Genomic DNA, 13,096 nt, shown 5'->3' with positions numbered 1-13,096 from the left:
GTTTGTGTTTGTGTTTGTGTTTGTGTTTGTGTTTGTGTTTGTGTTTGTGTTTGTGTTTGTGTTTGTGTTTGTGTTTGTGTTTGTGTTTGTGTTTGTGTTTGTTTGTTGCTAGTGAGTTAATTTGTTAGTTACGAGACTCGTCTAGCCCTTCACCACACCGAGTATAAATCCATCATATCCCTTGCTGCCTACGGTCTGTAGCGCAGTCGCATCGATTCGCGGTTCGGCGGCTAGCAGATCGGTGAACTGGCGAATTCCCTGAACCCGATCATCCCCGCTGTCTCCATTCACGACTTCACCGTCACGAACCACATTATCGGCAATGATAACTGCTCCCGGGCTGGCCAGCTTCAGCGCCCACTGCAAGTAATGAGGATTGTTCGGCTTGTCGGCATCTATGAAAATAAAGTCAAATGGCTCCACACCCTGAGCCGCCAAAGCAGCCAGAGATTCCAATGCGGGTCCTTCGATAACCTGTACGTTGTCAGCCAGTCCTGCCGCCCGCAGATTATCCTCCGCTATTTGCACATGCAAGTGTTCAAACTCTAGTGACACCAGCTTCCCCTCTGCAGGTAGCGCCCGAGCCAGCCAGATGGTGCTGTAACCGCCCAGCGTTCCGATCTCCAGAATACGCTTCGCTCCCTTCATGCAGGCCAGCAGATGCAGGAGTTTGCCCTGGTTCGGTGCAACGTCAATGGCGGGCAGACCCGCTCCTGAATTGGCCGCCAGCACGCCATCAAGCACGTGATCTTCGAGCAACAGCTTGCTGTTAAAATAATTATCCACTTCGCTCCATCTCTGTATTCTTTCCATCGTTAATTCCTCCTCATAATCGTTGACTCAAGTATTTGTCTTGTTCCTGATTACAGCTTATGATGAAAGGACTCATAATTCTAATATATGTTTTTAACCCATTCATATATTTTGGTTATATAAGGAGTGGCAGACAGGATGAATATACATGCACTCAGGCTGTTCTACTATGTTGCTGAGACGAGCAGCGTGACGAAGGCGGCCGCCAAACTCAGAATCAGCCAACCTGCGGTTACAAGTCAGATCAAGAAGTTCGAGAAGGACCTCGGACTTCCCTTGTTCACGCCGAGCGGGCGAGGCGTATCCTTGACTCCCTTTGGCATGGAGCTGGCGAAGCAGGCCGGAAACTTTTTTACGTATGAGGAACAGATTGATGAATTCATTGAGGATTACCGGCAGGGCCGAATCGGCAAAATCCGCATTGCCGCTACGTATCTTCCGGCGAATTTCCTGATTCCTAGCTGGGCCGCCCGCTTCAAAGCCCGCTATGACCAGATTGAGGTCGTCATTACGACCACGAATTCGCGGCAAGCTTTTGAACAGCTGAACCGGCACGAAGCTGACGTTGCCATTTATGGGGGAGGCTTGGAGGGCAGGCCGGAGAACATGGACTGGGTGGAGCTTTTTGAAGATGAGCTGTGGTTTGTAGTGTCTCCCTCCCATCCCTTTGCCAATTGTTCGGTGACCCTGGCTGAGATGATGAAGGAACCGTTCATCATGCGTGAAGAAGGAAGTTCTACGCGGGAGCGGTTATTTTCCCTGTGCAGGACCTATGATCTGAAACCACCGCAGGTGGCGCTGCAATTCAATGGTCTCAACGAGGCGATCCGATCGGTGATGGCGGGATATGGGGCGAACTTTGTCTCCTCACTGGTCGTTCGTGAATACGTAGAGCGCGGGCTGCTTGCAAGGGTATGGGTGGAGGACATTCATCTCACGAACAATCTGGCGATCTGTACCCGCAGCAATGAACAGCAATCGGCGATTGTTCAGCAGTTCATAGAGATCTGCAAGCAATATCCTACGGAGGTTTAGACTACAGTGGCTTGACAACAAAGTTATAGCTTCTATATATTTTAGGAATTATAGGAATATTGCCAAATTGGAGTGGGCTTATGAGTACAAAAACAAACAAGGACCAGGCCATCCATGCTGTTATGGATACCATGGCCAGTGTGCAGCGGAGTTCCCAGGCTTTTGTTGAAAAAATAATCCAAACGGAGTCGCTGACACAAAATCAAATCATGCTGCTGTTTCAGCTTCAACTAACCGGAAGCCTGAATATTACGGATATAGCAGAACGATTCGTTATTACACCTGGAGCAGCTTCCTTCATGTGCAATAAGCTGGAAGACGATGGCCTAATTGAAAGAGTCCGTACCAAGGAAGATCGCAGAGTGGTCCATATTGTGATTACAGCTCAGGGAGAGCAGCGCATCCGGCAGCTTTTTGACAGGTTTGAAACAGAAGAGCTGGATCGAATCGCCGTAACGCTTCAAAAGGTCCAAAAGCTAATGAATGACATTGTAGATTAACTTCTCTGAGCCCCATAGATCGATGTTCATTACAAGCAAAGCACTGCTCTGTGTGGCTTTAAGTCACAATGCAGTGCTTTTTGGCATGCCCACGGTCAAAATAATGTTATATTGAATATATATTATAATTGTTATATATTTTAATCATTCAAATAAATTACTGTTGAGGTGGTGAACTGTACGATGCACGATGACATGCCGTCTGAACCTGCATTTAGTCAGCTTCCGCTAAAGGTGAAAGGCTCACTCTTACGAAGGGACGATATTGTGGCTACCTCGGTGGAAGTGCTGGGAGCCCTGACTGCCCGGGGGAGCATTACAACAGCAAGGTTGAAGGTCTCCGGCGAGTGCTCTGTTGCTAATGCCTGTGTTGCACGTCAAGTCAAGAATCTCGGAAGTTTACGAGTCAGTAGTCTTCAAGCTGATGAGATTCATTCATCCGGTTATTTGTCTGCAACGCAGGGGACGACGACGGGATCTTTTTATGCCGATGGTGCTGTGCGGATGAAGAGGTTGACAGCCAGAAACTCCATCGAAATCCGTCTGGGAAATGCGTGTTCCATTGATGAGATGAGCGCAGGCGGAGAAATATCGGTTCTTCTATCTTCCACCCCCTTCAGCTTCCTGATGGGGCCCTTGCGTAAAATGAACTGCTGTACCATTACAGGAACCACGATCAAGCTGGAACGGACCACTGCTAATCTGGTCTGCGGCGAGGATGTCACCATTGGGCCGGGCTGTATTATTCAAGAACTCCATTACAGTAAAAGTCTGACGGTAGATTCTAAATCAAAAGTTAAAAAAGTGGTATTCCTACCTGACAGGGAGGCAACGTGATGAACAGCAGTACCTATTCCAAAGCTAACCTATTTAAACTTACGATTAAAAGTTTCCTAATCCTCTTCTGTGTTCCCATCCTCAGTGTTTGGACGGTGGGGAGCCTAATATGTGCAGCAATCTCTCTGATCGCTGCCCTGCTGGGGCTTTTCGGCTGGAACGGTATCGCTATGAACATCTCCCCGGGGTATGCCTTGCCTGGAATCCTCGGCTTTCCAGCGGGCTTGCTACTCGCTTTTCTGCTGGTCTTGTCTTCCTATTACACTCGGCGTTTCTTGAAAAAGTCCCTACAGTTTATTAAATCCTGAGCTTAGGATCTCTCAGCGGCCTAACTAGGAACACCTTCAGCCAGACACTACCGACTCTACAGTTCCAAATTCCCCCTCCATTTCTTATCTCTTATATCTTTTCAGTACGTTTTATTTAGCTGTAAAAAAGGCCAACCAGCAAAATCGCTGATTGGCCTTCTTCTATAAAAAGATACTACTTACTCAACTAAACAGTCTGTAGCAGAGAGCACTAGGACTGTGGAACACCATACACTCCAAATTCCCATAACGAATATCCGTAAGGCAGACCACGTTCCGTACCGACCAAGCGTACATGCCGAGCCTGAACATCCTGAAGCGGAAGTTTCTCCAATCCGCCAACTCCGTTGTCCTTAGAGAACACGGTTTGCCAGTCTCCATCCCCCGGCTCCGCCGCGGTAGAGACTTCAATCCGGTAGCCTTTGGCGTATGCCCCTTCCCAGTTCAGTTCAATCCCGTTCAGAAGATAGATTGCCCCTAGATCCACGGCGATCCAGTGATCTTCAGAGTGCTCCGATTCCCAGCGGGTACCAGGGTCACCGTCAAAAGCCAAAGCTGCCGGAGTAAGCGCTGCAGATGAGCTCGCCGTTTTGTGAAGCGCCACGTTCACGGCAGTCGAAGGCGCTGCCTTGAGCGTCTGAACGACAGTTGTATCGGCATAACCCGCCGCTGATACTTTAATCGTATAATCCTTGGCCTGGGTAAATACCGTAGGCTCAAATGAAAGGGTGCCTGCTGCAATCGTGTACCCTTGAGTCAGAGTGACACCATCTACTTTCACCGATGAGATGGCCTCCCGCCAAGTAACATTGTCTGCAAAACTCACCGTAATGTGCTGACCGACAACATTGCCCAAGGAATCCGCCGTCAGAACCGGGGCCGTCTTCAATTCCGGCTGACCGGGGCCTTCCGGCCCTTCTGGTTCTCCGCTTCCATCACGGGTGCCAAACACTTCAAATTCCCATAATGAATACCCATACGGCGTCCCGCGTGTAATTCCATACAGTCTGACATGACGCGCTTCCGCACCGTTCAATGTGATTTCTTCCAGACCTCCGAGACCGTTCTCCTTGGTGTATACCTCTTTCCAGTCCCCTTCACCGGGAACCGCCGCCGTAGAAGTTTGAATCCGGTATGCCTTGCCGAACGCACCTTCCCAGCTCAGCACAATGCTCTCCAGTTTGGAGATAGCGCCAAGATCAACGGCGATCCATTGCGGGTCCGTAGCATCCGACTCCCAGCGGGACTGCGCATTGCCGTCAAAAGCATTACTTGCCGGCTGCTTCGCACTGGAGGCTGTGGCTTGTTTATGAAGTGCCAAATTCTCTGCGCCAGTCTTGATTTTCTGCACTACAGTGGCATCAGCATAACTAGTAGCCGAGACTGTAATTGTATAGCTGCCCGCGCTAGGGAATAATCCAGCATTCAGCACTATTGCCCCGGCACTAACTGTGTATTGATCCTTGGCGACAACAACATTATTGATCTTCACCCCTTGGATGGCCTCCCGCCATACCGCGTTGTCCGCAAAACGGAGTGTAATGGGACTACCCACTTTGTTATCTGTTGTATTTTCCGCGAGTACAGGCGAAGCCTTCACTTCCCTAATCGCTACATCGTCGATAAAAATACTATGCTCCTTGCCATTGGTCGTACCATCCACATTACCTAGCAGATAAATCAGCTTCAGCGTCGTTGCATTACCTGGAGTAATCGCAGCCTTATACACTGCTTCACGATCACCGTTAATGTTGTAAGTTAGCTTATTCGTACCTGCATAGCCGTTCAGTTCAACGACAACTGGACGATCTAGCGTAGACCATGCTTTGAAGCTAAGTTCATAAGCCTTTCCGCCTTCCAGCTTGATACCTTCCTGCATTAGTTGGGTTGACCAGCTAAATGGAACGCCCCATTCATTCTGGTTGCCGCCATCATAATGAATATCAATCTTGGATACTCCGTCTACAACGTTCCAGTCGGACCAATCGGCAGCATTCTTCCAGACATCCCAGTTTGCTTTTCCATTAGACATGGAGCCATTGTAAACGAGGTTGCCATCACTGCTGAATATTGATTGCTTAACAGTAGCTGGAGCGTACCCGTTCGCTTCTACCGTAATCGTATAAGTTCCATCCGTTTCAAAAAGCTCCGCTGCCAGCGTCAAACGCTCGCCAGAGGCCGTATACTTGCTTGCCGGAACGACGCTCTCTCCAATCTTCACAGATTGAATAGCCTGGTTCCAAGCTTCTGTTCCCGTATAAGTGATCACCACCGGTGCGCCCACAACATTGCCGGTCCGGCTCGGTACCAGTGTCGGTGGACGTTTGACTGGTGCGTCCTTGATCTCGAACTCAACGTTACTAATCTCAATATCATGAATAGCAGACGGGCTGGACGAGGTCTTGCCCAGAATGAACTTCAACGCAACCAAATCATCTGATCCAGCTCTGAAGGTATACGCAAAATGCTTCGTATCCGGAGTCAGATCAATCGGTCCGGTCTCAAAACGCCGGGTGTAGCCCGCATTCTCCAGCGATACCTCTATATTACGTGCAACCGTGGAGCTGGCATCAAAGGACAGTACATATTCGAAACCCTTCGACAGCGGCAAGCCGGATTGGTTCAGCATTACATTCCAGGCTTCGCCTCCGGGATTGGATACTGTGATCTTGGCCTTGCCACCTTCACCAGAGAACGTTGCTGCGCCGCCTTGAACGAATGGCTCCCAGCCTTCCAGACCGAGCGCGAAATCACCGTTGACCAGCGGGAACAGCTTCACGCCCGAGTAATCCACATTATTATTGGTCGTACGGATGAGCCGGACATTGTCGAGGGTGATATTTCCCAGCTCCCCGCCAAGACCAAAGGCCAGTATCGCTTCTATATCCGTTGTTCCAGCAGTCATCGTGAATTCCAGCGTGTAAGTCTTCATATCCGGTGTTAGTGTATAGCTCTGTTCAGCATAGACCGTACCGCTATCCTTACTAAGCAGTGAGGTCTTCAAGCTTCTATCCGCTGCTGATTTGGCATCAAAGGTCAGCTTATAGCTATCCCGCTGCAACAGATTGATCCCCTTCTGCGTGAGCTGGATATCATCTGGCCCCGAACCCGGTTTACTGATCGAAACCGCCAGTTCTTTAGTAGCAGGATCTACCGACGCCTCAGCAGAAGCGTCATTCTTCGCTGCAAAATTCCAGAAAATCATCCGGTCCATCGTTCCAAGCTCGAAGCCGCCATTATAGACATGATCTCCGTTGTCCAATGGCGCCTTAGGCGCATTCAGATCAACCAGCATTTCTGTCTCTTCCACCTTGACGTTGCCAATCCATACCGGAAGGGTGCTTTGCCCCATGTTGAATTCCAAGCGCGCCCCAAGATCCGTATTCTCCGTCATTTGGAAAATAAAGCTGTAGTTCTCCAGCTGCCCCTTCAGCGCCGCAGAGAACACATCCGAGTAGGCCGCCCATGCTCTATCCGCTCCACCGGACAGCTTGACGTTCAGGTTCCGGGCTGCGCCGGCCTTTGCATCGAAGCTCACTTTGTAATAGTGGCCGGAGACCAAAGAGACCTTCTGTATCAGCTGTACCGAATAATCGTTGTTGCCCCCGGCGGTGATGTTCATCTTCGCGTAAGGTGTCCCATCGATGGTCTCGACACTTGCAGTTGCCGCCCCTCCTGTTCCGGTCACCGCGTTCCAATATAAAGGATCAAGAGTATCGTCAGGTGTAATCGCCTTGAATCCCTTCTCGTAGGCAGTATCGTATACATAGTTTCCGTTAATTGCTTTCTTGGCATTCTCCGGAATTGGCTCCTTGACCAGCTCAGGCTCCACCGGTGTCTTGTATTCACGTCCTGTCAGCTCATAGACACGGACATAGTCCACTAGCATTTGTGCAGGCAGCTTCGAGGCAGGCGGTTCCAAACCACCGTCATAGTTGCCTCCAACAGCCAAATTGAGAATCATGTAATATGGCTCGTCGAACGGTGCCGGATAAGCATTTTTCTCCGGTTGTCCTGTGCTCCAGCTGTACCAGTTACTTTCCTTGAAGAAAAGGACGCCATCCACGTACCAGCGGATTTCTCCCGGCTCCCATTCAACCGCATAGGTGTGAAAATCCGTAAAGGATTCCCCCTCAGGGAAAGTATAATGTCCCCCGCTGGCCTTGTTGTTGGGACTACTCTTTCCATAGTGGAGAGTGCCGTCCACGACATTAGGAACTCGGCCGCGCGCTTCCATAATATCAATCTCACCGGAAGCCGCCCAAGTGCCGTACGCCTGATCCTTTGGCATCATCCAGAACGCCGGCCACAGTCCCTGGCCTTCCGGCAGCTTGATCCGGGCCTCGAATTTCCCATAAGCTTTGGTGAAAGTAGGATTGGTCCATAGCCGGCCCGAGGTGTAAGGCTTACCGCCAACATTCTGCTCCTTCGCCTCGATGACCAAATGACCATCCTTCACCTTAATGTTGTCCCTTTGATAATACTGCTTCTCATTGTTACCCCAGCCGTCGAGTCCGAACTCTTGGCCGGTTCCGTTCTGGTATGCCCATTTGCTCAAATCCACGCCGTTGGTATCCAGCTGCGTACCCGTGCCGGAAAATTCATCATTCCAGACCAGGCTCCACTCACTTTCTCCCACAATACTTTGGGTCACGGACACAGGCTCAAAACCTGCCGCCTTAACAGTCACTGTGTATTCCCCTGTGTGCTCGAAGACACTGGCATTCAGTGTCAACACTCCTGCTGTCAACGAGTACGCGGAATCCGGCAGACTGACGTTGTTCACCAACACCTCGGTGACGGCCGTTCTCCAGGCAGGTAGATCAGCAAAAGTAAGCTGAATCGGTGCTCCCGGCTGATTGGCTGATGCATCCGGGGACAGCACAGGTCCTTTAGGCAAGGAAATATCATTACCTTCCTGTGCTTTCTCCCCCGTTGCGGCCTTCGCTCCTTTGACCTCCAGGGTAATCGTATCCAAAAAGATTTTATGAGCTGCAAGTTCTTCTCCATTTACTTTTCCAAGAAGGAACTTGAGGGCTCCAATACTGTTGCCCTTCATTGTGAACTCCAGGGTATAATGCTGAGTCGATGCATCTAATGCCACCTTTTCATTCAGAAAACGGACGTTGTCTGTACTTTCGACTACTGCTTCAATACTCCGCGGCAGTGTCGATCTCGCGAAGAAGGACAACACGTAGGTTTTGCCTTTCTCGAGAGGTTTGTCACCCTGCATCAGCATAATGTCCCATGGATTAGCGCCCGTCTTATCAACGGTGATTTGGGCTGCATGCCCACTGCCGTCAAAGTCGGCCTCTGAGGTGCCAGGATCATACTTGCCCTGCCAATGGGTATCCCATCCGATCAATCCATCGGTGAATTCGCCGTTTTTCAGCAGGAAAGCCTTGGCCCGTGCCCCTTTTAGCTCCACCCGAACATTGTCGACGAAGACATCATGATCTCCAGAGACAGCCAGCCCCTCTACCTTCCCTAGCAGCATTTTGAAGGAAGCTATCAAATTTGCCGTAACCGGAAGTTCATAAGTAAAGGTCTGCTTTTCCGGTGTCAGCCGCACCTTCTGATTGATATAGCGCTCATTAGCTGCGTCAACCACGATTTCAACGTCCCGGCTCTTGGTTGATCTTGCATCAACCGAGACGGTATAGGTGTTGCCTTTGCGCAGCGGGAAATCATTCTGCATCAGCATGACATCCCAAGGGTTATTGCCTTGGCCCGCGATATGGAATTTCAATTCTCCACCTTCCACGGAGAACTTCGTGACCTTATCCCAACCGTCATAACGTCCTTGCACATGCTCGTTCCAGCTCGCTGTACCATTGGAGAAATCGCCGTTTTTAAGCGGGAATTGCTCTTCCAGCGGCAGTTCGCCCATGTTGTTATTGGTCAGGCGTAGCAAAGAGATATCATCCAACACAAGATTGCCGCTATTGCCGCCGAGCAGGAAAATCAACTGTCCTTCAGGATCGGTGACTTCCGGCATGTCGAAGGTTACTGTCTTCTCTGCCATCGTCTCTGTCAGAGAGACCTTCTCAGCTTCCAAGTAACTTCTCAATCCATCTTTACTGCGAACAGCCACCTGAATCTCATGCGGCACATCCGCTCTTCCTTTGAACGTGAGCTGGTACTTGTTCTCTGCCACGAGATTTATACCCGGTTGGCTCAGTGTAACCGCTTCCGGTTTATCGCCACCACCCTTGATAGCTACAGACAACTCACGGGCTTCAGGATCTACCGATGCGGATGCTACGGCCTGATCAGCATTGAAATGCCAGTAAGTCATGCGATCCATACGTCCCAGATCAAAAGAACCGTTGTATACATGGTTGCCATCGGCCAGTGGCTCTTTAGCCTGATCAGGGTAGGCTTCAGGTGCTTCTGTCTCCACCAGCTTCACATTGCCGATCCAGACTGTGGATGGGCTGAGGCCCATATTCAATTCCAATCTCGCTAACGGATCTGAATCCTTATCCATCTGGAAAGTCATCTCATAAGGCTGTACTTCTGTGCCTAACTGAGCCTCCAGCACTCTGGAGTAACTGCTCCAGCCCCTATCTGCCCCACCGCTAAGCTTGGCGCTCAGAGAACGGCTGGAAGCGGCTTTGGCATCAAAACTCAGCTTATACCATCTTCCTTTGCCCAGGGTGACATTCTGAATGAGCTGAACTGCATGCACAGCATTACCAGGTTTAGAAATCTCGATCTTGGCAAACTTGCTGCCATTTACAGTATCGGCGCTTATGGCACCGTCACCACCAAAGGTATCCATATGGACGAAATTCCAATACCGGGTATCCAGTTCTACCGAAGAATCCGGTACATTCGTAAACCCTTGCTCATAACCGGGGTCATACACGTAGCTTCCATTTATAGCAGACTTCGTACCTTCCGGCAGCGGCTCCAGGGCAACGCTCGGTTCAACCGGAGTCTTATACGGTCTTCCGGTCAAATCGTACGCGCGAACATAATCGACTACCATTTCCGCAGGAAGCTGAGAAGCATCCGGCTCCCGATTGCCGTCATATGTTCCACCTACAGCGAGGTTCATAATCATATAGAAATCCTGATCAAACGGGGCTGGGAAGGCGTATTTGGCTGGCATATTCTTGCCCCAGCTATCCCAATTGTTGAGGATCTGGTAGATCTCCCCGTCCACATACCAACGAATCTCACCCGGCTCCCATTCAACGGAATACGTGTGGAAATCCGTGATATCGGTTCCTTCGGCAAAATGATAGGCGGTTCCTGTTGCGCGGTTGTTCGGCCAGCCCTCACCGAAGTGGATCGTACCGTCAACCTCGCCCGGCAGGCGTCCTCTCACTTCCATGATATCCAGCTCACCGGAGGAAGCCCACGTCCCGTATTTGCTCTCGGTCGGTACCATCCAGAATGCCGGCCACAGACCTTGACCTTTCGGAAGCTTGATTCTGGCTTCAAATTTGCCATAAGTTTTATTGAAGGTGGGCTCAGTATACAGTCTGGCTGAAGTATAGGGCTTGCCCTCGAAGCTTTCCTTCTTGGCCTGAATTACCAGCTTGCCATCTGTTACTTTGACATTCTCTTTACGATAATATTGCTGCTCGTTATTGCCCCAATCCGTCAACCCATATTGCGAACCTGTGCCAAGCTGGTATGCCCATTTATCCAGATTCACTCCGTTGGTATCCAGATTGTTACCCTTGCCGTCAAATTCGTCACTCCAGGCGAGTGTCCAATCCTTCTCCTCGGAAGGATTCTTCAACACTTCCTGCACAACGCTGCTGTCGCTGTATCCGGCGGCTGATACAACAATCCTGTTCTCCCCAACACTAAAGGTATCGGCCTTAAATGCGATGCTGCCTGCTCCTACTTTGTAGTGTCCGGCATCCAGGGACACGCCATTAACAGTGATTCCGCTGATCGCACTACGCCATGCCGCTGAATCTGCAAAGCTCAATTCAATAGTTTGGTTTACGAAATTAAACGTCGTATCCGGTGCCAGTACAGGTGGCTCCGTCGTCGGCTGACTTGTTGGCGCCGTCGTCGGCTGACTTGTTGGCGCCGTCGTCGGCTGACTTGTCGGTGTTGCCGTCGGCTGACTTGTTGGCGCTGCCGTCGGCTGACTTGTCGGTGCTGTCGTCGGCTGACTTGTCGGTGCTGTCGTCGGCTGACTTGTCGGTGCTGTCGTCGGCTGACTTGTTGGCGCTGTCGTCGGTTGACTTGTCGGCGCTGTCGTCGGTTGACTTGTCGGCGCTGTCGTCGGTTGACTTGTCGGCGCTGCCGTCGGCTGACTTGTCGGCGCCGTCGTCGGCTGACTTGTCGGGGACGGTGCCGGCGTACTTACCGGTCCCGAGATCGGTTGGCTTGTCGGCGACGTACTCGGTACGACATTGCCGTGAATAACAGGAGGCTGCGAAGGAGCGCTACTGCTCTGGGCTGCTGCTCCTAACACGCCTTTCTCCACTTTTACGCTGCTCTCAGTTGGCAGCGCAGTATTATTAAGGGTAACCGCTTGCGCGGCATTCCTGATCTCCAGGATCGTGCCTTCTGCATCGATCTCGTTGTTAGCCGCATCAGCAGCAATATTTAGTGACTGGATGACGGCGTCTTGCCCTACTTCAAGTCGATTGCCAGGCGTAAGAATGTCTACGTCCTCTACCTGGCTGCCTTCGGAAATAACAACGCGTACAGGACTCTTTTTCTCGATGGATACTTTCCCGAGCTTGGAATCCTTCAGATAGACACTGAACTGCCCTCCACCATTAATATGCACACTGCCCTTAACAGTGGAATGTTCCAGGATCAGATCGCCTTCCCCTACGCCAGGAGCTACATACAGATCCCCGGCGATGTCGGCTCCGGTTAGAGTCACACCCGGCACATTTACCACTACATTCCCAGAGCTCTTGATTCCGGGTACCTTGGCATTCTGCTTATTAACGATCTGACCCGCCAAGCGGTCCAGCAGCGTCACAGCCTCAGCACGGGTAATAACATTCTGAGGCCGCAGTGTATGATCACCGTATCCGCTTACATAACCACCGGCTAGGAGTCCACTCACGGCTTCGCGTGCATAAGCGCTAACTGCTGTGCCATCTCCAAATCCGGCCAATACAGAATCGCCGCTGTGTGGAAGCTTAAATACTCCAGCCAGCATCCGGGCAAATTGCTCCCGGTTCACCTTCTGCTCCGGCTTGAAGCTTCCGTCCGGATAACCTGTGATATAGCCTGCCGCTTTGGCTGCGGATACCGTATCCGCATACCAGGCATTGTCTTTCACATCACTAAAGCTCCCGGACGAAGAAACCTTAAAACCAAACAGCTTGTTGACGAGCGACGCAGCCTCTGCCCGGGTTAAAGCTTCATCCGGTCGCAGGGTGCCATCCGGGTATCCATGAATCAACCCTTTTTCTACCCATGAAGCCAGCGTTCCTTCGGCCCAATGAGCTACGGAAGCGGTTTCGTTTTTGGCCGCAAAAGCAGCCGGAAGATTGCTGAAAACCATCAGGAAACATAACACCAGTGAGATCCCTTTTTTACGCAATTCCTGTAAGCCTCCTTTTGTCTTTGAATGATACCGCTTTCAATGTCTTCTAAACTGGACTGCAC

The 13,096-nt window shown here is 50.9% G+C and carries 6 protein-coding genes; 4 read left to right on the top strand and 2 right to left on the bottom strand.

Features of this window, described 5'->3' with window-relative positions; genetic code table 11:
* Positions 1–141: 141 nt before the first annotated feature.
* A complete protein-coding gene (locus ACFRAM_RS26330; RefSeq protein WP_379469776.1) occupies positions 142–813 on the bottom strand; it encodes an O-methyltransferase in 672 nt (223 codons plus the stop codon).
* Positions 814–951: 138 nt separating this feature from the next.
* Here ACFRAM_RS26330 and ACFRAM_RS26325 point away from each other — a divergent pair, with 138 nt between their 5' ends.
* The 4 genes from ACFRAM_RS26325 (at position 952) to ACFRAM_RS26310 (ending at position 3,493) form a co-directional block, all read left to right on the top strand.
* The gene (locus ACFRAM_RS26325) at positions 952–1,848 is read left to right on the top strand and encodes a LysR family transcriptional regulator (RefSeq protein WP_379469774.1); all 897 of its coding nucleotides are present in this window, start codon (positions 952–954) and stop codon (positions 1,846–1,848) included.
* An 80-nt stretch (positions 1,849–1,928) separates the two neighbouring features.
* Positions 1,929–2,348, top strand: coding sequence for a MarR family winged helix-turn-helix transcriptional regulator (locus ACFRAM_RS26320; RefSeq protein WP_379469772.1), 420 nt, complete (start codon positions 1,929–1,931; stop codon positions 2,346–2,348).
* 183 nt (positions 2,349–2,531) lie between these two features.
* Complete coding sequence (locus tag ACFRAM_RS26315; RefSeq protein ID WP_379469770.1) at positions 2,532–3,185, top strand: hypothetical protein; 654 nt, start codon at positions 2,532–2,534, stop codon at positions 3,183–3,185.
* Complete coding sequence (locus ACFRAM_RS26310) at positions 3,185–3,493, top strand: hypothetical protein (protein ID WP_379469768.1); 309 nt, start codon at positions 3,185–3,187, stop codon at positions 3,491–3,493. The genes ACFRAM_RS26315 and ACFRAM_RS26310 overlap by 1 nt, the downstream gene beginning before the upstream one ends.
* A 211-nt stretch (positions 3,494–3,704) precedes the next feature.
* On the opposite strand, the gene ACFRAM_RS26305 is transcribed toward ACFRAM_RS26310, so the two are convergent.
* Complete coding sequence (locus ACFRAM_RS26305; RefSeq protein ID WP_379469766.1) at positions 3,705–13,031, bottom strand: hemoblobin-interacting domain-containing protein; 9,327 nt, start codon at positions 13,029–13,031, stop codon at positions 3,705–3,707.
* Positions 13,032–13,096: the final 65 nt, after the last annotated feature.

This window comes from Paenibacillus sp. NPDC056722, from assembly GCF_042790635.1.
Classification (GTDB): Bacteria; Bacillota; Bacilli; order Paenibacillales; family Paenibacillaceae; genus Paenibacillus_AQ; species Paenibacillus_AQ agri.
Note: the sequence above shows the minus strand (reverse complement) of the source record. Positions and strands in the feature narration are given on the sequence as shown.

Excerpts from the sequence above, each read along its gene's own strand:
- ACFRAM_RS26320 (WP_379469772.1), top strand. The coding sequence starts at position 1,929 with ATGAGTACAAAAACAAACAAGGACCAGGCCATCCATGCTGTTATGGAT.
- ACFRAM_RS26310 (WP_379469768.1), top strand. The coding sequence starts at position 3,185 with ATGAACAGCAGTACCTATTCCAAAGCTAACCTATTTAAACTTACGATT.
- ACFRAM_RS26330 (WP_379469776.1), bottom strand. The coding sequence starts at position 813 with ATGGAAAGAATACAGAGATGGAGCGAAGTGGATAATTATTTTAACAGC.
- ACFRAM_RS26325 (WP_379469774.1), top strand. The coding sequence starts at position 952 with ATGAATATACATGCACTCAGGCTGTTCTACTATGTTGCTGAGACGAGC.
- ACFRAM_RS26315 (WP_379469770.1), top strand. The coding sequence starts at position 2,532 with ATGCACGATGACATGCCGTCTGAACCTGCATTTAGTCAGCTTCCGCTA.